General features: G+C 62.1%; 13 protein-coding genes and 1 pseudogene. 8 read left to right on the top strand and 6 right to left on the bottom strand.

Going from position 1 to position 20,066, the window contains the following annotated elements:
* Window positions 1-249: 249 nt before the first annotated feature.
* The 4 genes from PQQ52_RS19865 to PQQ52_RS19880 form a co-directional block, all read right to left on the bottom strand.
* The gene (locus PQQ52_RS19865) at window positions 250-693 is read right to left on the bottom strand and encodes a response regulator (protein ID WP_408214784.1); all 444 of its coding nucleotides are present in this window, start codon (window positions 691-693) and stop codon (window positions 250-252) included.
* 145 nt (window positions 694-838) lie between these two features.
* Complete coding sequence (locus tag PQQ52_RS19870; protein WP_408214922.1) at window positions 839-2,821, bottom strand: PAS domain-containing hybrid sensor histidine kinase/response regulator; 1,983 nt, start codon at window positions 2,819-2,821, stop codon at window positions 839-841.
* Between the two features lie 12 nt (window positions 2,822-2,833).
* Window positions 2,834-3,373 (bottom strand): methanogen output domain 1-containing protein, encoded by a 540-nt coding sequence (locus PQQ52_RS19875; RefSeq protein WP_408214787.1) that lies wholly within the window; start codon window positions 3,371-3,373, stop codon window positions 2,834-2,836.
* Between the two features lie 361 nt (window positions 3,374-3,734).
* A complete protein-coding gene (locus PQQ52_RS19880; RefSeq protein ID WP_408214789.1) occupies window positions 3,735-5,984 on the bottom strand; it encodes an ATP-binding protein in 2,250 nt (749 codons plus the stop codon).
* A gap of 1,864 nt (window positions 5,985-7,848) precedes the next feature.
* On the opposite strand from PQQ52_RS19880, the gene PQQ52_RS19885 reads away from it, so the two are divergent.
* The 7 genes and pseudogenes from PQQ52_RS19885 to PQQ52_RS19915 all read left to right on the top strand — a co-directional run bounded on the left by PQQ52_RS19885 (window position 7,849) and on the right by PQQ52_RS19915 (window position 15,690).
* Window positions 7,849-9,696: a thiamine pyrophosphate-requiring protein gene (locus PQQ52_RS19885; protein ID WP_408214791.1), complete on the top strand. Its 1,848-nt coding sequence runs from the start codon at window positions 7,849-7,851 to the stop codon at window positions 9,694-9,696.
* A gap of 103 nt (window positions 9,697-9,799) precedes the next feature.
* Window positions 9,800-10,213: pseudogene (locus PQQ52_RS19890) on the top strand (GMC oxidoreductase); the annotation flags it as partial.
* Complete coding sequence (coxB, locus tag PQQ52_RS19895) at window positions 10,198-11,223, top strand: cytochrome c oxidase subunit II (RefSeq protein ID WP_408214794.1); 1,026 nt, start codon at window positions 10,198-10,200, stop codon at window positions 11,221-11,223. The pseudogene PQQ52_RS19890 and the gene coxB, both read left to right, overlap by 16 nt.
* 26 nt (window positions 11,224-11,249) lie before the next feature.
* The gene (ctaD, locus tag PQQ52_RS19900) at window positions 11,250-13,241 is read left to right on the top strand and encodes a cytochrome c oxidase subunit I (protein WP_408214797.1); all 1,992 of its coding nucleotides are present in this window, start codon (window positions 11,250-11,252) and stop codon (window positions 13,239-13,241) included.
* Window positions 13,234-13,833, top strand: coding sequence for a cytochrome c oxidase subunit 3 (locus PQQ52_RS19905; RefSeq protein ID WP_408214799.1), 600 nt, complete (start codon window positions 13,234-13,236; stop codon window positions 13,831-13,833). Before ctaD ends, PQQ52_RS19905 begins: the two co-directional genes overlap by 8 nt.
* Window positions 13,834-13,843: 10 nt before the next feature.
* Window positions 13,844-14,344, top strand: a complete 501-nt coding sequence (locus PQQ52_RS19910) for a hypothetical protein (RefSeq protein WP_408214802.1) — start codon at window positions 13,844-13,846, stop codon at window positions 14,342-14,344.
* 5 nt (window positions 14,345-14,349) lie between these two features.
* Window positions 14,350-15,690 (top strand): c-type cytochrome, encoded by a 1,341-nt coding sequence (locus PQQ52_RS19915; protein WP_408214925.1) that lies wholly within the window; start codon window positions 14,350-14,352, stop codon window positions 15,688-15,690.
* An 81-nt stretch (window positions 15,691-15,771) separates the two neighbouring features.
* Here PQQ52_RS19915 and PQQ52_RS19920 read toward each other — a convergent pair whose 3' ends face one another.
* The gene (locus PQQ52_RS19920; RefSeq protein WP_408214805.1) at window positions 15,772-16,299 is read right to left on the bottom strand and encodes a CinA family protein; all 528 of its coding nucleotides are present in this window, start codon (window positions 16,297-16,299) and stop codon (window positions 15,772-15,774) included.
* A gap of 353 nt (window positions 16,300-16,652) precedes the next feature.
* On the opposite strand from PQQ52_RS19920, the gene PQQ52_RS19925 reads away from it, so the two are divergent.
* Entirely contained in the window at window positions 16,653-18,959 is a 2,307-nt protein-coding gene (locus PQQ52_RS19925; protein WP_408214808.1) for an FdhF/YdeP family oxidoreductase, read from the top strand.
* A 57-nt stretch (window positions 18,960-19,016) separates the two neighbouring features.
* On the opposite strand, the gene PQQ52_RS19930 is transcribed toward PQQ52_RS19925, so the two are convergent.
* On the bottom strand, window positions 19,017-19,604 hold the full coding sequence (locus tag PQQ52_RS19930; RefSeq protein WP_408214810.1) for a hemerythrin domain-containing protein: 588 nt from the start codon (window positions 19,602-19,604) through the stop codon (window positions 19,017-19,019).
* Window positions 19,605-20,066: the final 462 nt, after the last annotated feature.

The following is a 20,066-nucleotide window of genomic DNA, read 5'->3' on the forward strand; positions in this document are numbered from 1 at the left end:
AAAGACGGACATACACATCTGTTTTGCGTCTGCCGAGCGCGTTGAGAAGGCGACGCTGTTCCGGGCCCGTGCATCCGGCGGCGGCAGATACATCGATTTGATCACGTCGTATCACTGTCAGACATTGTGCTGTCGGCGCGGCGGCGGATTATCTGCGGGCGGACAGGCGGCTACGGCCCGTTCCTTCCGTGGTCCCGGATCCGGGGCGAATGACGAAGGCTAGCGACGCCGCGCCGTCTGGGACGGGTCTCAGTGCCTCGCCTCCAGACTTAACTGCTCGAGCAATCGCACGAGATGCGGCGGGTCGGCTGGCTTGCAGCAGATCGCGTCGAAGCCGCTGGCGCGAATCCGCTCGTAATCGCGCTCAGCCTGCGCGGTATAAGCGATAAGCACGGTCTGGCCGAGCCCGCCAATGGTACGCAGGGTGGTCGCAACAGAGAGCCCCGACAGATCTGGCATTGCGATATCCAGCACAATACTGTGAGGGTGCCATGTTGCAGCGATCCGCAACGCGTCGCAGCCGCCGTAGGCCACGCGTGCGTCAATATCGACTGCGCATAGGTAGGCACAAACGGCGTCAGCGCCGTCAATATAGTCGTCAACCACCAGTACACGCTGCCGCTGCGGTGCGCGGCAACTACGACGGTCCGTCCAGATCTCGCAGGCTGGACGATGGCGGTAAATTTCGGGCACGGGTGTCTCCTGGAGGGAAGGTCGTTGCCGTCTGGCACCTCGCGTTATGCGGACCCCGCCGCAAGCGCCGTTCCAACCCGATTCCGTCCGCGGCCCCACGTCGATTCTGTGCGCGCCCGGCGCCAGCGATCCGGCGCAGAAAGGGTTAGCCGCCCTTCGATACGACGGCAGCCAGGAGGGTTTCCAGCATTCCGAGTTCGACTGGCTTTGTAAGATGGCCATCGAAGCCCGCCTCCGCGCTCTGTTGCCGGGCGGTTGCGTCGCCATAGCCAGTGACCGCAACAAGGACCATCCGGTGTGCGTCGGGAAGCGCGCGGATGGCGCGCGCCAGTTCATAGCCATTCGTGCCTGGAAGGCCGATGTCCAGTAACGCAACGCGTGGCCGGGCGGCAGCGATGACATCGAGCGCTCCCTGCGCGTCATGGGCAACATGGGCCCGATGGCCCCACATTTCCAGGATTTCAGCCAGCGTCTGCGCCGCATCGACATTGTCGTCAACGACGAGCACCGGCAGCGACGCGGGTGCATCCGATGGGCTGGCTGAGTCCGGGGCTGCCGGTTCCGGAACGTTCCCTGCCCGGAAGAGCGGCAGCGTGATCCGGAATTCGCTGCCGCGCCCGGGGCCCTCGCTGTGGGCGGTGATGAGGCCACCATGCAATGCGACGATGGAGCGCACGATGGTCAGACCGATACCAAGGCCCCCCTCACTGCGATCAAGCGTGTTCTCGCCCTGCACGAACAGATCGAAGATCTCCGGCAACAGGGTGGGCTCGATACCCGCGCCGGTGTCGACGACGCGCACGTGAGCTGCATCGCCGCCATATTCGCCCGAGATGCTAACGGTACCGCCCGGCTCCGTGAATTTGGCTGCGTTCGTCAGGAGGTTTGAGAACACCTGCACCAGCCGCGTAAGGTCGCCGTCAACGACGACGTCCGGCGGCACGGGGGCGACCGACAAGGTCAGTTCCCGCGCCTCGAAGCCAGGACGGACCATTTCAACGGCCTGCTCCACTGCGGCCACAAGGGGAAAAGGATGTTTTCGCAGTTCAATCGCCCCGCGTGTCAACCGGGAAACGTCCAGCAGGTCATCAACGAGGCGGACCATGTGGGAAATCTGACGGTTCATCATGCCCGCCAGACGGGTCACTTCCGCTAACGAGCCGTATTTGTGCTCGATGAGATGAATTCCCGTCTTTAGCGGCGCGAGCGGATTGCGCAGCTCGTGCGCGAGCATGGAGAGGAATTCGTCCTTGCGGCGGTCCGCCTCCATGAGGCGCTGCGTCTTCTGGGCGATCTCCTTCTCGAGAGCGTGGCGCTCGCTGATGTCGTGGAAAACGAGCACGACGCCGAGCATCACCCCACGGGCATCCAGGATCGGTGCGCCCGAATCGTCGATCGGCAGCTCTGTGCCGTCCGCGCGTATCAGGACCGTATGGTTTGCGAGGCCGACGGTTCCACCAAACCGTATCACCTGGGCGACCGGACTTTCAACTTTCTGGCGGGTCTCTTCGTTGACGATGACAAACACGTCGTCCAGGTGCCGCCCCTGTGCCTGCTCCTGCAACCAGCCCGTCATATTTTCGGCCATAGCATTCATGAACGTGACTCGCCCCGCAGAGTCGGTTGCAATGACGGCGTCCCCGATGCTGGACAGCGTCACCCTGAAGCGTTCAGTGGCCGCCCGCAGTGCTTCCTCAGCGGCACGGCGCCTCGTGATCTCGCGTGAAAGCTGTTCAATCCGCTCGTTGAGCAGTACGAAACGGCTCGACGCGGCTTCGCGCAGCGTCAGCCGCAGGAGCACCAGCGCAGGCGATTCATCGGACCGTGGGCGAAAGACGGACGCCTCGCAGCGGCAGGCCGTCGTCTCGCCGGTCTGACGCACGACCGTCAGGCCGCCTGGAAGGGCGGCCTTGCTTCGGGAGCCGGCCCGGATGAGGGACGTCACCGCCGCCGGCTGGTCGCGCACGAGCGCGGCCAGCATGCTTTCCCGAAGATCTGTCTTGCACCGGCCAAAAAGACGGCAGGCAGCCTCATTAACCGCCCGCACTATTCCGTCGGCACCCACAAGGATCAGGGCATCGGGAAGGAGGTCGGCTAGGTCGGCAAAACCGTCTACGGCTGTCGGCATCTTCAATCCGGATCAGCTCCTGAAATATTCCCGGCCGACAGCGGACTCTGCTTCGGCAGACGGCTTCAGGTACACGACGACCCGGCATTGACCATGCCCTTCGGCAATCGTTTCTTTAAGCGTCACTTTCGCATAGTCAAGATTTTCTGCGGCGATAACGCCGAACACGTTCGAAGTCATCATGCACATCGCCGGGCGCCCGATGACTTTCTCGGCGAACGGACAGTTGTGGTTGCCGAAGACAATTTTGTCGTCGTCCTCCTCGATTACGTAGAACGTGCCCTGGATGCGACGCTTCAGATCGACCAGCACGTCACTGACCTGTTGTCGTGACAGTTGGGAGACGTGCAGGGCGGCCTTGTAACTTTCATTGATCTGGTCGCCCACGCGCTGTCCGACGACGCTTACGAAGCCCGACGCTTCCTCCAGGCCCACGACATCCTGCAGGGTTCCTGCGAGTTCCCGGATCAGCGTCCGGAGGAAAACATCCCGTTCCAGCGGAATATCGAGGGCAGCAACTTCAGGGGGCGTGCGGGTAACTGATTCAGTCATGCCTGTCTCCAATATAAATCCTGCTATCTGACTGCTGCCTCCCGCCGCGTCTGAATCCCTACGGCCAGGGGCAGCGCGCCTTATTTCTTACCCGCTGCGTTGTAACGGACGGGGGCGCAGGGTGTTCCGGGCCCGGACACGCGAGCGCCGCTCGTTGCCGACCGGCTCCAGCGATAGCGCCAAATGGGGCCGCGAAATCAGGCACCGTCCGCGGACCGCCAGGCTCCTCAGGGGCGACGCCGATCATCGTTGACCTGCATAGGCGCGACGAGCGACACATTACAACGATGGACGCGATTCATGCCTGCGATCCTCGTACCCGCTACCCGCTAAACACTACCGCAAATCGGCTGACAATCCTTCACAACTTTGGGCCTTCAACCGGCACGCCACTGATAACGTCGAGAAGGTCCGCGGGCCTGAGGGGTTTTACGAAATGGTGATCGAAGCCGGCCGCATGGCTGCGTTCATGGTCTGTCTTCTGGCCGTAGCCCGTCAGCGCGACAAGCACGCACGGAGAACTGCCCGGATCAGCTCGCAACTGTCGGGCAAGTTCGTAGCCGTCCATAAGAGGCAGTCCGATGTCGAGCACCGCAACGTCAGGCCGAAAAACGTGCGCCTCCGTCAGGGCTGCTACCGGGTCGTAGGCGGTCCTGACCAAATGGCCGTAGGTTCGGAGCAATTCCGCAAGCGCATCTGCCGCATCGACGTTATCGTCAACGAGCAGAATGCGATGTTGCTGCTGACGACCGTCGCGCTGCCCGGAGGGCATGGCTGCCGGCGGTGCTCCAGAAATCGGGACGGCGGCTGCCGCTTCGCCGGTGACCAGGTCCAACGGTGCGCGAGGCAGTACGATCGTGAACTGGCTGCCACACCCGGGCCCGTCGCTAGCCGCTTCGACGTGTCCCCCGTGCAGTTTCATGAAGTTCTTCACGAGCGCCAGGCCTATGCCGAGGCCGCCTTCGGCGCGATCGATGGTCTGCTGTCCCTGGTAGAACGTGTCAAAGACGTGAGGCAGAACGTCCGGCGGAATGCCGACGCCGCTGTCGCACACGCGTATCCGTAGGTTGGCGGCGTCAATGCTCGTAGCGCTTACGGTGATCTGGCCGCCCGCTTCTGTATATTTTCCGGCGTTGACCAGCAGATTGGCTACAACCTGCGCGAGCCTCATCGGATCGCCGACGCACGTGAGCGTTGGATCTATCGCTACGGTCAACCGGTGACGGCGTTGTCCCATGAGTCCGCTCGTCATCTCTACGGCCTTCGTCACGACTTCTCGCAGGTCAACCAGGCGCCTGTCCAGATCAACGTTGCCGCGGGTGATGCGGGATACATCGAGCAGATCGTCCACGAGTCGCACCAGATGATCTACGTGGCGCTGTATGATTGCCCGCTCACGCATGGTTGAGCTACTGTCGCGCAGGCCCATCAGTTCGAGTGCGGTGACGATGGGGGCAAGCGGGTTGCGCAGCTCGTGTCCGAGCATGGCCAGAAACTCGTCCTTGGCGCGGTTAGCCTTTTCCAGTTCTGCAAGCAGGACTTCCCGGTCAGCGCGGGACTTTTCCAGCGTCTCCCGGGCGCGGACATATCCTGTGACCTCAACCGCACTGACGATTGCACCTTCGATCCTGCCCGAGGATGCACGTAACGGTTCGAAGTGAAGGGTATGCACCCGCATCGAGATGGTGCCGTCGATGTCTCTCGCCATCGTCCGATATTCCTCGTGCACGACGGGCAGGCCATGCGTCAATACCTGCCCGAGCGCAGCTGCAATCGGACCGTCGCGCTCGTCCGGAAATACATCAAGGTACGGGCGGCCGATCAGGTCGTCGCGGCCCGTCATGTCGAGATAGCGCGGGTTCGCAAGCTGGAACCTGTGGTCCTCTCCGAGGAGCAGCGCCGACGCGACGGGCGAGGTCATCAGCATGGCGTCGCGCTGCTGCTCTGCCGTCTTTCGCCGCGCCATCTCGTCTTCGAGAGATCTTGCGCGCTGCTCGGCCAGTGCGAGCCTCAGGTGTAGTTCCTGATTGTCAGCGTCGCGCAGTGCAACGCTGGGTAACACACGCTGATGCGCGTGACAGATGTGCCGGAATAGCTGAGTGTCCTCGGCGCGGGGAAACGCACTGCCGGGGTATGCGCAAAAAAGTGCAAACCTGTAGCGTTCGCCGAGCCGGTTCCACAGCTGCTCAAGACGCAGTGCCGCTTCGCCCAGCCCCTGGTCGCATAGCACGGCGACCATTTCTCCGAATGCATGCAGCGGCTGGCCGGCCTGCGCAGCATTTGCGACGACGGCTCCTACCGTCGCGGCGAACAGCGCCTCGTCTGGCCAGCCGTCAACCATGAAGCCGTCGAGCGTAGCCTGCGCGTCGAGGAGCGTGACCGCATCCCCAAGTCTGCGTTGCGTCTGTTGTACTCGACGCGCATCAAGCCACGACGTCAGCGCCGCGAGATGCTGCGCGGTTGCGATTGCGATAGCACTACCGCCGGTACTCAACGCGCGTAGCAGAAACGTTCCCACCTCGTCCGCCAGGCCGGCGTCGGATTCGTAGAACTGGACGAAATGATCGCAATCGTGAGCCACACCGGGAGAAAGGTCGTTGCTAGTGAGCATCTTCGAGTGCCAGGTAGAAATTTCACGACAAAAAAGCGATTCGCGGTGTAATGCGGACACAGAATGCCGTAACGGCAGCGACGCTACTCACCCGAGCCACGCGATCGACACTCGTAGCATCAACAATCGGCACCTTCTGGCACCGCCTGACGACATAAATCTGGTAATGAGCAAGGCGTGTGCCCGGACGTTCGTGGCTGCCGGGTGACCGACACTCACGCGGGCGAAGCCGCCGTGAACGCAGTCCCTTCGTGAGACGGAGATGCCTTCTCGTCCCGAAGGGCGTGCCCGGACGACCGAACTCATGGGATGTGCGGAACTCTGGTGCTATGGCGAGTCCGTCCAGATTCGGCCACCTGGACGTCCAGTATGGCGCCTCGCCGGTCCCGTAGGTACACCTGCACTTCGATGTTTGTAAAACGGTCGAGCGGAGTTTGCGCAGGGCGACGCACCGACTGTGCTGCATCCCGTAGGGCATAGCCGGCCGATACTGTTTAAAAAAAGTCGCTTGAACCGCGAATAGGTGTTCTGAACCACATTGATCGCTGGGAGTACATCGTCAATGATGTCTCAGTTGGGTGCCGCGCACGACAAGCTTTTGAACTCATTCGACCGGGAAAATCATGTGCCTCGCCCGCGTCTGCTGTAAGGCATCGATCAGGTTCCCGATCTGGCTGATCTTCAGCAGCGTGTCGCGCCGCTCTACAGCCCGATTGGCCGACCATCGATTGATCCAGAAGTCGTGTCACGCGCTGATTGCCGTGCCGCGAGGGGCATTCGCGGTTCCGACGTCATCAACATCAACTTCGGGCACGGTCCCGCGTGACAGGTCTACATGAACGACCCGCCCTCGCGGATCGTCCTGCGATCGCTGCCAGGCTTGCCTTTGATTCATGATCTGGTCGTCGACGTTACGTGCTTGCGGACCCGCGCCGGATCTTTCGTTGCCGCACCATTCGAACTGCACCGACATCCGCCCGAAAAATCTGGCCACGATGCGATCCGCCAGATCCGATCGATGCCGGCGCGTCGCGCGGTATCGTGCCAGGTACGCCTATTCCCCATGTGGCAGCAGCGAACACCAGACTAACTGCCGCATTGCGAGGTAGGCCGGACAGAGCGGGCGAGGTTTCGACACTCAGCCGTCGGTGTCCACAGTGGATGCGTCGTGGCGCGGCTGATGCGACCGGACATGTGCCGTGGGTGGGGCATCCGCCCGCTTTCCTGTCCAGTATCCAGACGTCAATGTTCCGCAGGCCCCGGGCGGAGGGTTTGGTCTTCCCTTTGTTGCAGGCGGTCCATGGGCTCCAGCCCGATGCGCCTAGGGAGACGCTTTACATCGACCCCGAACGGCCTGCTTGCCCGGCCGAACGATCTGAAGCTCAGCGATTTGCGCGTCGGCAGGCAGGTCTTCAATATTCACTTCTTGCCGACTGACGACACGACGCAGTTCGACGTTCTGCGGGGGGACCCGGCCTGGATCGCGCGGCGCGAAGTGAAGGTGCTGAGCGACCTACCGAAAGATAATCCGCAAGGGCCTAGCCGTCCCCTGAGGCGGCCGATAGCAAGGCGGCGCAAGCCGGTTCGCTCAACGCCCGCAATGTGGAAGTTGCATTGTTCGAGTCTTTTACACGGCAATTGCAAAATGGGCCGACCTGTTACGCCATTGAAAATCGGCTGAGGCAGTCCTGCGCTGTTGCGCGGCGGCATCCGACATGCAGAGGGGAGGCACGCGGGCAAGGTTTTTGCGGCACGGCACGTCGTGACATCAGTTTCATACCGAAAGCGCAGATCAGGACGCGCGACGCAGATGTGAGCAAACAACCGCCTGCCAGTCGGCCCCAGGCAGACCAGGAGAACGAAGATGAGTCAGACCGTCAGCGATTTTCTTGTCGAGCGCCTGCATCAATGGGGTATCAGGCGCATCTACGGCTATCCAGGGGATGGCATCAACGGCATCCTGGGCGCTTTGAATCGGGCCGACGGAAAGATCGAGTTCATTCAGGTCCGGCACGAAGAAATGGCCGCCTTCATGGCCTCGGCGCATGCGAAATTCACCGGGGAACTTGGTGTATGTCTTGCGACCTCGGGTCCCGGCGCTTCGCACCTCGTCACCGGCCTGTACGACGCGCGGATGGATCACATGCCGGTGCTTGCCATCGCCGGCCAGCAGGCGCGCGCGTCGCTCGGCGGTCACTATCAGCAGGAAATCGATCTGCCTTCGCTGTTCAAGGATGTTGCCGGCGCGTTCGTGCAGCAGGCGAGCGTGCCGGCGCAGGTGCGGCATCTGGTCGACCGCGCGATCCGCATCGCGTTATCCGAACGACGCGTAACCGCAATTGTGCTACCTAACGATCTCCAGGACGTGGCTTATCAGGACCCGCCAGGCCAGCACGGCACGGTTCATTCGGGTATTGGCTACTCGGCACCCAAGGTCGTGCCGAAGGATGACGACCTGCGTCGCGCGGCCGGCGTGCTGAATGCGGGCGAAAAGATTGCGATTCTGGTCGGCGCGGGCGCCTTGCACGCCACCGACGAAGTCATCGCGATCGCGGACAAACTCGGCGCCGGCGTGGCGAAGGCACTCCTCGGCAAGGCGGCACTGCCCGACGAGCTCCCGTGGGTCACGGGCTCCATCGGCATGCTCGGCACCAGGCCGAGCTGGAACATGATGACGGAGTGCGACACCTTGCTGATGATCGGTTCCGGTTTCCCCTACTCGGAATTCCTGCCAAAAGAAGGCCAGGCGCGCGGCGTGCAGATCGACCTGAAGGCGGACATGCTGAGCCTGCGCTATCCGATGGAGGTCAATCTGGTCGGCGACAGCGTCGATACTTTGAAGGCGCTCCTGCCGCTGCTGCAGGAAAAAACCGACCGTGCATGGCGCAGGAAGATCGAAGGCTGGGTCGGCGAGTGGTGGAAGACGCTCGAAGCGCGAGCGATGGCAAAAGCCGAAACCAACGTGAACCCGCAGCGCGTGATGTGGGAACTCTTCCCACGTCTGCCCGAACGCGCAATCATCACGAGTGACTCGGGTTCGTGCGCAAACTGGTATGCGCGTGATCTCAAGATTCGTCGCGGCATGATGTGTTCGTTATCCGGCGGCCTCGCGTCGATGGGCGCGGCAGTGCCGTACGCGATCGCCGCGAAGTTCGCCTATCCGGACCGACCGGTGATCGCGCTCGTCGGCGACGGCGCCATGCAGATGAACAACATGGCCGAACTGATCACGGTTTCGAAGTACTGGAAGCAATGGTCGAGTCCGCACTGGATCTGCATGGTGCTGAACAATGAGGATCTGAATCAGGTGACGTGGGAACAGCGCGTGATGGAAGGCGACCCGAAGTTCGATGCATCGCAGCAGATTCCCAATGTGCCGTATCACAAGTTTGCAGAACTGATTGGACTGAAGGGCATTTACGTCAACGATCCCGAGGGCCTCGGCGCGGGCTGGGACGAAGCGCTCGCAGCGGACCGCCCCGTGGTGCTCGAAGTGAAGTCGGACCCCAACGTGCCGCCGTTACCGCCGCACATCTCATTGAAGGAAGCCAGGGCCTTCGCGGAAACGCTCATCAAGGGCGACCCTCAGGAAGGCGGCATGCTGATGGGGGCGATGAAGCAGGTTCTCAGCGCCGTGCTTCCGCACGGCCACAGGGATCACGACAAGGATCACGACAAGCATCACGACCAGTCCGAACGGAAGAAGGACTGAGGCAATGTCCTCCTGTTCAACCGCCGCGCCGCTTGCTCGGATACGGCCACTGGCGTACACCATCCCATCCGACAGGCATGAGGTCGACGGCACCATCGCGTGGATGCCGCAGGAGCGGAACCGCGTCACCCTCGCTGAAGGAAATGGTCGGTACGGACTGCCGACCGCCCGCGTCACCTATTCGCTGTGGGACAACGGCAGGCGCCTCGTGCGACACGCGCTCGACTTTGCCGGCCAACACCTGCGGGCCGCGGGCGCACGCGGGATCTGGAATCAGGACAACGATACCTGCGATCTGAACGGCACCGCGCGGAGGGGCGATGATCCGCGTACGAGTGTGGTCAACGGAGATTGCCGCAGTCGGGACATCCCGAATCTGTGGATCTGCGATGGTTCGGTGTTTCCGACCGTAGGCGGTGTCAATCCGTCGCTGACGATTCCGCCGATCGCCTACCGGACCGCAGATCGTATCGAAGCGCTCGCCGCGCGCGGGAAGCTGTCGTGCGTCTCGCGCTGATCCAAGGCGAATGCAGGATTGCGCTTTTAGCGGCGCTCCTCTCGCCGCCGCTGGCGCAAGCCGACGCGCCGCTCGAATATTTCCTGCATTCCGCCGGACCCGCGGCGACGCCCACGATGCATCTTGGCTGGGGCCTGACTGCGATGTGCGTCGCGGTTGTCGCCATCATTGCTGTCCTGCTGGCGGGCGCGCTTGGGCGGCGTCGTCCCGCGGCCACGCCGCGCGCGCTGGGCAGGGAGGAGGGCGGAATGGGGTGGATCTACATCGGCGTCGGCGTGTCGACCCTGGCATTGCTGGTGTCGCTCTTCTACACGCTCGTCACGTTGCAGGCGGTCGCGCAACCTTCGCCCGCACCGGGGCTGAGCATCTCCGTCACGGCGTACGACTGGTGGTGGAAGGTCGATTACGGCGACGACTCCGATCCGGCTCATCATTTCGTGACAGCCAACGAGATTCACATCCCGGTGGGTGTGCCGGTCAGGATCGGACTCAAAAGTGCGGACGTGATTCACGCGTTCTGGGTACCGCGTCTTGCCGGTAAGACCCAGGCGATTCCGGGGCAGGTCAACACGCAATGGATCCAGGCGGATGCGCCAGGTGTCTATCGTGGTCAATGCACACAGTTTTGCGGCGCCCAGCATGCACACATGGCGTTCGACGTCGTCGCGCAGCCGCAGGCGGATTTCGATGCCTGGCGCGACGCGCAGATTCGTCAGGCGGCGCCCCCGGCTGACGGCCAGGTGCGAACCGGACAGAAGATTTTCATGGATCGCTGCGCCGGCTGCCATACGGTACGGGGCAGCGACGCTGCCGGTGTGCAGGCGCCGGACCTCACGCATGTGGGCTCGCGCCGGCAGCTTGCCGCGGGCACATTGACGAATACCGCTGATCACGTGCTCGACTGGGTCCAGCACGCACAACGGATCAAACCGGATTCGCTGATGCCCAGCTTTACGCTGAACGGGCAGGATGCCGCTGCGCTCTCCGCCTATCTCGCGGCGCTCCACTAGCGCAACGCTACCCGACAAGGAAGAACATGGCCGACCTCGCACCCAATCCGCCCGACCTGCGACTCGCACGCCGGGCGGAAATCGGCCGCATGCCGCAAGGTTCGGAGCGCGAGCAGCGTCTGCGCGAACTATGGGAAAGCGAACCTGGATGGCGCGGCTGGCTCTCGACCGTGGACCATAAGTGGATCGGCATGCGCTACATCGTGACCGCGTTTATCTTTCTGATCGCGGGCGGTATCGAGGCGCTCGTCATGCGCGTACAGCTTGCACGGCCGAACTCACATCTGCTGTCGCCGGAGCAGTACAACCAGCTCTTCACGATGCACGGCATCACGATGATTTTCCTGTACGCGCTGCCGGTCCTGTCGGGGTTTTCGAACTATCTGTGGCCACTCGTGCTCGGCGCGCGCGACATGGCATTTCCGCGCCTTAACGCACTTTCGTTCTGGGTCTTCCTCTTCGCGGGCGTCTTTCTCTATGCGAGCTTTCCTCTAGGTCAGGCACCCGACGCCGGCTGGTTCAATTATGTGCCCCTCTCGAGTCTCGAATACAACACCGGGCCGAACGTTGACGTCTACGCGCTCGGCATGGTGCTGCTCGGTGTCTCGACGACGGTTGGATCCGTCAACTTCGTCGTCACGCTGCTGCGCATGCGCGCACCCGGCATGTCGATCGACCGGTTGCCAATCCTGGTGTGGGGCACGCTGACTGCGTCTGCGGCTAACCTGGTGGCGGTGCCGTCGGTCAGCCTGGCGTTTCTCATGTTGTGGCTCGACCGGCAGGTCGGCACGCACTTCTTCGATGTCGCCAATGGCGGCCGACCGATGTTATGGCAGCACATGTTCTGGATATTCGCCCATCCGTGGGTGTACGTGGTGGTGTTGCCGGCGATGGGCATCGTGTCCGATGCGCTACCAACTTTTTGCCGCCGGCCGCTCGTAGGCTATACGCCCGTCGCGATCTCCACTGTCGCAACGATGATGATCGGCTTCGTGGTCTGGATTCACCACATGTTCGCGACAGGGATTGCGCCACTCGCGCTGGCGTTCTTTGGCGCCGCCAGCACGCTCATCTCGATCCCGAGCGCGGTTGCCACCTTCGCGTGGATTGCAACGATCTGGCTTGGACGTCCGGTCTACCGCGTACCGTTCCTGTTTTTCGCGGGCTTTGTGCTGATGTTCGTGATTGGCGGCGTTTCCGGTGTCATGACAGCCGCCGTGCCATTCGACTGGCAGCTCACCGACACCTATTTTGTCGTTGCGCACCTGCACTACGTGCTGCTCGGCATCAACGTATTTCCCGTGCTGGGTGGCATCTATTACTGGTTTCCCAAGTTCACCGGCCGGATGACCAGTGAGCGGCTGGGCAGGCTCTCGTTCTGGGTCACCTTTATGGGCTTTAACGTCGGCTTTTTCCCGATGCACATTTCGGGCCTGCTGGGCATGCCGCGCCGGATCTATACCTACCCGGCGAATATGGGATGGGATACGACCAATATGGTAACTACGATCGGCTCGTTCGTGTTCGCCCTTGGCATTCTCATTTTTCTGATCGACGTGGCAGTGAGCCTGCGGCGGGGCAAGCCGGCCGGCGACAACCCCTGGGACGGCGCGTCACTCGAATGGTCGGTATCGTCGCCGCCCCCGCCCTACAATTTCGCCGTCGTGCCATTCGTGGCGAGCCGCAATCCGCTGTGGGAAGACCGGATCGGGGAGGGCGCTCACTCAAGGCTCGATGAAGGGTTCGTGCTGGACCATGGCCGCGAGGCGTTGGGCACGACGTCGCTCGATGCGAAACCCGACATCATCCTCAGGATGCCGGCCGACTCCTATGCCCCGTTCCTGCTCGGTCTGTTCAGTGCGCTGCTGTTCGTCGCCATGCTGCTGCACGCATGGATCTTCGCGGGATTCATGGTGGCGGCATGCGGCGCGGCGATACTGCTATGGCTATGGCCCGAGCGCTTGCTGATACAGCGGGAGCCGGAGCCCGTGCAGGATGTGGGAGCCGGCCATGAGTGAGCTGACCGATAGCGACCTGATCCTTCCGGTCGGCAGCGCGGGCAAGTTATCGAGCGGCTGGTGGGGCATGATGGCGACGGTCGCCACCGAAGCGTCGCTATTCGGCTATCTGATCTTTTCGTATCTGTACCTTGGCTCGCAGACCGAATTGCACTGGCCGCCCGAAGGACTGCCGAAGATCGGCATCGGGGCGCTCAATACCTGCGTGCTGCTCTCGAGTAGCGTGTTCGTGTGGCTGTGCGAGCGCATGGTGCGTCGACGCAGGATCCGCTGGGCGGTTGCGTCGATGGCGTTTGCGATTGTGCTGGGGATCGTTTTCGTCGGCATTCAGATGAAGGAGTGGCATGACCATCCGTACGGTATCGCGACGCATCTGTACGGGTCGCTGTACTTCACGATCACCGGCTTTCACGTGATTCACGTGCTCGTCGGACTCGTCGTGCTGGCATGCCTGTTGACCTGGACGGCGCTGGGTTATTTCGACGAAAAGCGTTGCGCTGCGCTGAGAATCGGCGGCCTGTACTGGCATTTTGTCGATGTTGTGTGGCTCTTTCTTTTCACGACGCTGTACGTCACGCCTTTTCTCTTCTAGGAGAGCGACGATGTTAGCTGCAGCGATTTATCAGAAAGCGCCCGATGGGCCAGCCCCGGCGGCAGCGCGTCCGGCCTCCGCCAACAAGCCCGGGTGGCTGAGTCCATATCGACGGCGCGGCGGGGCGCTGATGATGCTGTTCGGCCTGTTGGGCGCGGCAGCAGCATGGATCCTGCAGACGGAAATCGGCGAGACGCTGGCGGCCCAGGCGTGTTTCCCGCATCGAACTGCGCTTGCAGCGCCTCAATGGTCGTGGCTGATGTCGGCGCTAGACGTGATGAGTATCGTCGCGCTGCTGATCGGCGCCGCGGGCGTCTCGGTTGCGTGGCTAGGCTGGCGCATGACGCGCGCCGCACGCCCGGATCCCGCTTTGCCGGTTTCCGATACAGGTGTGGGACGAACGCGCTTTCTCGCAATGGCGGGTCTCATGCTCAGTTTGCTCTTTCTCGTCGGGCTCGTCGCGACCGGATTGGCGGTCCTGCTCGTCTCGCCGTGCAGCGCGTGGCGATGACCGAGATGAACCGGATCTCGCCGCGGGCCGTTTGCGCCATCTTCGTCGTCACGATGACGGCGATCGTGCTGGGCGTGTCTGCGCACGCCTTCGCGCAGACAGGTTCCCGTGATGCCAGTACAACCGCTGCGCTGACGGACCCGGCGCTGATTTCGCGCGGCGAATATCTCGCGAAGCTCGGCGACTGCGCCGGTTGCCATACCGCGCCGAAGCAGGGCGCGCCGTTTGCCGGTGGCCTCGCGATGGGCTCGCCCTTCGGCACAATCTATTCGACCAACATCACACCGGACCCGCAAACCGGCATAGGCCGTTACAGCTATGCGGACTTTGAGCACGCGCTGCGCGACGGCGTGGCACCCGGCGGCAAGCGGCTCTACCCGGCCATGCCGTACGCGTCGTTCACGAAGATCAGCGACGCGGACATGCAGGCGCTGTACGCGTACTTCCTGCATGGCGTGCAACCGGTCAGCAACCGGCCGCCTGAAACGAAACTGCCGTTCCCGTTCAGCCAGCGCTGGGGCCTTTTCTTCTGGGATTTCGCATTCGTACGGCACGCTCGCTTCACCCCGGACGACAGGCTTGACGTGCAATGGAACCGGGGCGCCTATATCGTCCAGTCGCTCGGCCACTGCGGCGCGTGCCATACGCCGCGTGGCCCCGGCTTTGAGGAGCGCGGCTACGACGAGTCGTCGAGGCTGTACCTGACGGGTGGCACCAACGATCACTGGTTCGCGCCGAACCTGACAGGCGATCCGGGTTCGGGGCTTGGGCGCCTGTCGCAACGCGACATCGCTTCCTTCCTCAAATCCGGTCACGGCGTCGATGTGCACGTGGTAACGTTTGGCAGCATGGTGCAGGTGGTCGAGGACAGCGCTCAATATTTCAACGACGATGATCTGGATGCGATCGCGCACTATCTGAAGAGCCTCCCTGCGCGCGAAGCGTCGGGTGCCTTCACCCCGAACTCCCAAAGGGCGCAGGAAACGGCTGTGTCGCTGAAGACCGGCGACGTCGAACGTCCTGGAGCCGGACTCTATCTATCGTTCTGCGCGAAGTGTCATCAGGCCGACGGGTACGGCGAATCACAAAAATTCCCGGCGCTTGCGGGCAATCCTGTAGTACTTGCGCCCGACACGTCGTCGCTGATCCGGCTTATGCTGGAGGGCGGCAGTAGTCCGCAGACGCTGAACGGTCCGGCACATCGCAAGATGCCGGCGTTCGCGAATCAGTTCACCGACACCGAGATCGCCCGTGTGCTGAGCTTTGTGCGCACGACCTGGGGTAACGCAGCAGCGCCGGTTACGACCCGCGACGTCTCGGTGCTACGCGGCAAGCTCGGGAAATGAATTCAGCGCGATATTCGTCACAGTCAAAAAAGCTATCCGCACAGGTGGGGCAGAAATGAAAACGAACAGAAATGGCACGGTTCATGTCCGGTGCCTCACCCAGGTGCGCCACGTGGCGGCAACTTCGTTGAAGTAATATTCAATACGCGACAAGGCATACAGGGCAGCGGCCGAACGGACATCGTTTCTGCTGCCCGCGAAGCGCCGCGGTTCGGCGAATGTCCGTATCCCCTGCCGCCGCGTGCGGAACGCCCAGGCGAAGCATTGCGTTCCTGGAGGTGGCCCGCCTTCCGTGCCAGACTCTGCCAGTCCGGTATTGGACACGACAATGTCCGCGCAGCAGCCCTCCTGCCTGAGCGCGCCTTCGGCCATTTCACGCGCAACCTCTTGGCTGGTAAGACCGAACCGCTTCATGGTCGACAGCTTGACGCCGAGGAAGCCAGCCTTGCCCGATGGGGAATAACTGACAAAGCCAACGTCTAGGCAAGCACCACTTCCCGGGACGCTGGCGAGATAAGACGCGATCTGACCAGCGGTGCACGATTCGGCTGTGGCCAGCTTGAGACCTCGCGAAGAAAGGAACGACACGACTTGCATAGGAAGATTCATAGCAATATCCCCGACGAGCAACGGAAACGAACTTCACTACCTTGCGGAACAGCAAGGAATGATCCTCGAGAGCCACGGTTCACCTCTTCCGGGTTGCGGCGTCTCGCCGCTTTCACGCGGCATCTGACAGCGACGAAACCGCACAGGTATGCAAGGCGACGCTCACGGAGCATTGCTCCGGCGCCTGGTGTCTGATGCCACTGGCAACACGGGCACACACGGCGGCGGAAATGTCTCGACGGCCCGCCTTTCTGCGGCTCCGGTGCACTGCCCACAGTCAGGCGCTGATATGACCAGATCGGTAGGTATGCTTTGTGCGTGTCACTTCTACTCGCGTTCCCTGGGAGACAGTGATGAACAAAAAGGACGCTGCACGATCGTACCCGTACGCATCCGGAGGTTGGGGGTCGTTGAAGGCGGTGACGACGATTCTGGCCCAGGAGCATGTCGGCGCGAAGACCCGCGCGGTGCTCGCAAAGCAGAATAAAGCCGACGGCTTCATGTGCGTCAGCTGTTCGTGGGCGAAGCCAGCGGACCCGCATGTCTTCGAGTTCTGCGAAAGCGGCGCGAAGGCAACGGCGTGGGACCTGACGTCCAGGCGGATGACGCCGGAGTTCTTCCGGTTGCATACCGTGAAGGAGCTATTGTCCTGGCATGACCACGACCTGGAAGAAGCGGGCCGGCTCACTGCCCCGTTGCGCTACGACCGCGTCACCGATAAATACGTTGAAGTCGACTGGCAGCAGGCGTTCGATGAGATCGGCCGCGAACTGAACGGCCTCGACCCGGACAGTGTGGTGTTCTATGCTTCTGGCCGCGCGTCACTCGAGACATCGTACATGTATCAGCTTTTCGCGCGCATGTACGGCACGAACAATCTTGCCGACAGTTCGAATATGTGCCACGAAAGCACCAGCGTCGGACTGAAGGAAGCGATCGGGGTGGGCGTAGGGACCATTACGCTCGATGACTTCGAGAAGACGGATCTGATGTTTTTTTTCGGCCAGAACGTCGGCACCAACAGTCCACGCATGCTTCATCAGTTACAGGGCGCGCGCAAACGCGGCGTACCGATTATCACTTTCAATCCCCTTCGGGAGCCCGGGCTTATACGGTTCGCGAATCCCCAGTCACCCGCGCAGATGCTCACACCGGCGAGCACGCAGATCAGTACGCAGTATCACCAGGTGAAGACCGGCGGCGACACCGCGGCAATTCTCGGCATCTGCAAGGCCGTGATTGCAGCCGACGATCGGGCCGTCGAGCAAGGCGGGCCGCGCACCGTTGACGTCGCTTTCATCCGCGATCACACGGCCGGCTACGCTGCGTTTGCAAACTTTGCACGCGACGCATCATGGACGGACATCGAGAATGTGAGCGGGCTGACACGCGAGGCGTTAGAAGCAGCGGCCGACGAGTACATGAAGGCAGAAGCAGTGATGATCCATTACGGTATGGGGCTGACCCAGCACCGGCTCGGCGTCCAGAACGTCCGTATGGTGTGCAACCTGCTCTTTCTGCGAGGCAATATTGGCAAGCCCGGTGCCGGGCCTTCGCCCGTGCGCGGGCACTCCAACGTGCAGGGGCAGCGTACCGTTGGCATCACGGAGAAGCCCGAGCTGGCGCCGCTCGATAGGCTCGCCAGCCAGTTCTCTTTTGCGCCGCCGCGCACGAAAGGCCTCAATACCGTGGAGGCGTTCGAGGCAATGATAAAAGGAGAAGTCAGGGCCGTTTTCAATCTGGGTGGCAATCTCGTGCGTTCCGTGCCTGACAGGAATCGGATCGAACCCGCATGGCAGCATCTGCATTTTAACGTAAATGTCGCAACCAAGCTGAACCGCAGCCATCTCATACACGGTGAAATCTCTTACATCCTGCCGTGCCTGAGCCGCATCGAGATCGACCGGCAGAAAAGCGGCGATCAGGCGGTTTCGGTGGAAGACAGCACGGCATGCATGCACGGTTCTCGCGGCGTGGCCGAGCCTGCCAGTGAGCGAATCCGCTCTGAACCTTTTATCCTCGCGGGCATCGCCAAGGCGACGCTGGGAAGCCGGTTCGCGATCGATTGGGATGCGTGGCGCGACGACTATTCTGTCGTGCGTGATGAAATCGCAAAAACGTACCCCGAGATATTCCACGATTTCAATCAGCGCATGTGGACGCCTGGTGGTTTTCCAAAGCCTCTACCTGCGCGGGAGCGGCATTGGAAAACGAAGAGCGGCAAAGCCGAATTCCTTGTGCCCAAAGACCTGGGCGAGGATCCCGATATGCCCGCGCAGGGAAAAGACGTGCTACGGCTCATGACGTTGCGCTCGGACAGCCAGTTCAATACGACCATTTACAGCCTGGACGACCGTTTTCGTGGTGTCAAAGGAAACCGGATGGTCATATTGATGAACAGGGAAGATATCGCTGCGAGCAACCTTTCAGAGGGCGACCGGGTCGGTCTGCAAACTATTGCGGATGACGGCGTTGAGCGGCGTGTCAATGGTCTCACCGTCATGGCGTACGACATTCCCCGGGGCTGCGTTGCCGGCTACTATCCGGAATGCAATCCGCTACTGCCGCTATGGCACTGCGCAGAGGAGAGCAAGGTGCCTGCGGCGAAGTCCATTCCGGTACGGATCATCGACAAGCCGGCCCGGCAGCCGGCTGTGTGAAGGAGACCCGTCGCGGTGAATTGTTCGCCTGTTCGCCTGTTCGCCTTTCATCGCTTTTTAGCCGGCGACGCGCCTTCTGGTCTCCTTCGGCAGGCAATGCCTGATCCCCAGCACCAGCAACGATCCGAGCAGGATCGTAGCGACCGGGAAGGTGCCGGCCGTGTTCACGGCGAGCTCGCGCGGACGCTCGCCGATCAGTTGAAGATGGCGCCTTGTCATCCGCGCGCCCAGGGCGCGCAACTCACTTTTCAATGCGCGCTCCGCTGCGGGCAGCAGGACCGTTTCTTCGTCGGCAATGTGATGCATGACCTCGCGCATCAGTTGCTGAAACAGGCCATCGTAGGCCGCGTCTTCAGGGCCCGTCGCGCGCAGCCTGCCGATCGTGGCGCGCATTTCGTCATGTTCGGGGCGGCTTTTATCGAGCGTTTCGTCTTCGCTGAGTACGCCGGCCAACGCCGGGTAGAAAACTTCTTCCTCCAGCTGCGCGTGAATCTCCAGCGCGGCGCAGGCCGACTTGACAATGGCGCGCTTGCGCCACCACGGGCTATCCGCGTGATAGCGATGGAATGCGGCGAGCACATGCATGTGGTCCAGCCGGATCATTGAGGTCACAGTGGGCGACAGCGATGAACTGATATCAGGCATGGCGGTTCTCCAGAAGAGGCACCGTTCTCCGTCGCATCATACGTACCCGATGTCCGGCGGCCGGCACTCGCGGTTGGGGTATCGGCGCATTTTGCGTTCCTGCGCATTCCACTGAGGCAAATTGGTTGCCTGCGCCCATACGAACCCCGGGACAGATCTGCGCTGGTCCTGCCGCGTGGCCATAACGCAATGAGAGGCAGGGCCTGCCGGTTCGCTTTCGCGGTGATCTCTGGAAACGCATACCCCCGCCGGCGCTGTCACCGCCGATGCCAGTGCCAATCTTGACTGGTGCGAGGCGCGCAATTCCCGAGGAACCACCGTAGCCAGCATCGCATGGCCGGGCAACGGCCGTGTCAGGATCGGGTCGGCTCTCCCTGCTGATTGGCGTCCACGGTCGCTAGCACGCAGCCCGATGCCCGACGCCGAGCCCACGAACTCCGGAGGGCCCGTGCACCGTGACCG

Origin of the sequence: Paraburkholderia sediminicola, assembly GCF_046030555.1 — a bacterium.
Lineage (GTDB): Bacteria > Pseudomonadota > Gammaproteobacteria > Burkholderiales > Burkholderiaceae > Paraburkholderia > Paraburkholderia sediminicola_E.

What these genes read in the sequence shown, in the direction of transcription:
- PQQ52_RS19915 (WP_408214925.1), top strand. Translation starts at nt 14,350, where the DNA reads ATGAACCGGATCTCGCCGCGGGCCGTTTGCGCCATCTTCGTCGTCACG.
- PQQ52_RS19920 (WP_408214805.1), bottom strand. Translation starts at nt 16,299, where the DNA reads ATGAATCTTCCTATGCAAGTCGTGTCGTTCCTTTCTTCGCGAGGTCTC.
- PQQ52_RS19930 (WP_408214810.1), bottom strand. Translation starts at nt 19,604, where the DNA reads ATGCCTGATATCAGTTCATCGCTGTCGCCCACTGTGACCTCAATGATC.
- ctaD (WP_408214797.1), top strand. Translation starts at nt 11,250, where the DNA reads ATGGCCGACCTCGCACCCAATCCGCCCGACCTGCGACTCGCACGCCGG.
- PQQ52_RS19910 (WP_408214802.1), top strand. Translation starts at nt 13,844, where the DNA reads ATGTTAGCTGCAGCGATTTATCAGAAAGCGCCCGATGGGCCAGCCCCG.
- PQQ52_RS19925 (WP_408214808.1), top strand. Translation starts at nt 16,653, where the DNA reads ATGAACAAAAAGGACGCTGCACGATCGTACCCGTACGCATCCGGAGGT.
- PQQ52_RS19885 (WP_408214791.1), top strand. Translation starts at nt 7,849, where the DNA reads ATGAGTCAGACCGTCAGCGATTTTCTTGTCGAGCGCCTGCATCAATGG.
- PQQ52_RS19880 (WP_408214789.1), bottom strand. Translation starts at nt 5,984, where the DNA reads ATGCTCACTAGCAACGACCTTTCTCCCGGTGTGGCTCACGATTGCGAT.
- PQQ52_RS19905 (WP_408214799.1), top strand. Translation starts at nt 13,234, where the DNA reads ATGAGTGAGCTGACCGATAGCGACCTGATCCTTCCGGTCGGCAGCGCG.
- PQQ52_RS19870 (WP_408214922.1), bottom strand. Translation starts at nt 2,821, where the DNA reads ATGCCGACAGCCGTAGACGGTTTTGCCGACCTAGCCGACCTCCTTCCC.
- PQQ52_RS19875 (WP_408214787.1), bottom strand. Translation starts at nt 3,373, where the DNA reads ATGACTGAATCAGTTACCCGCACGCCCCCTGAAGTTGCTGCCCTCGAT.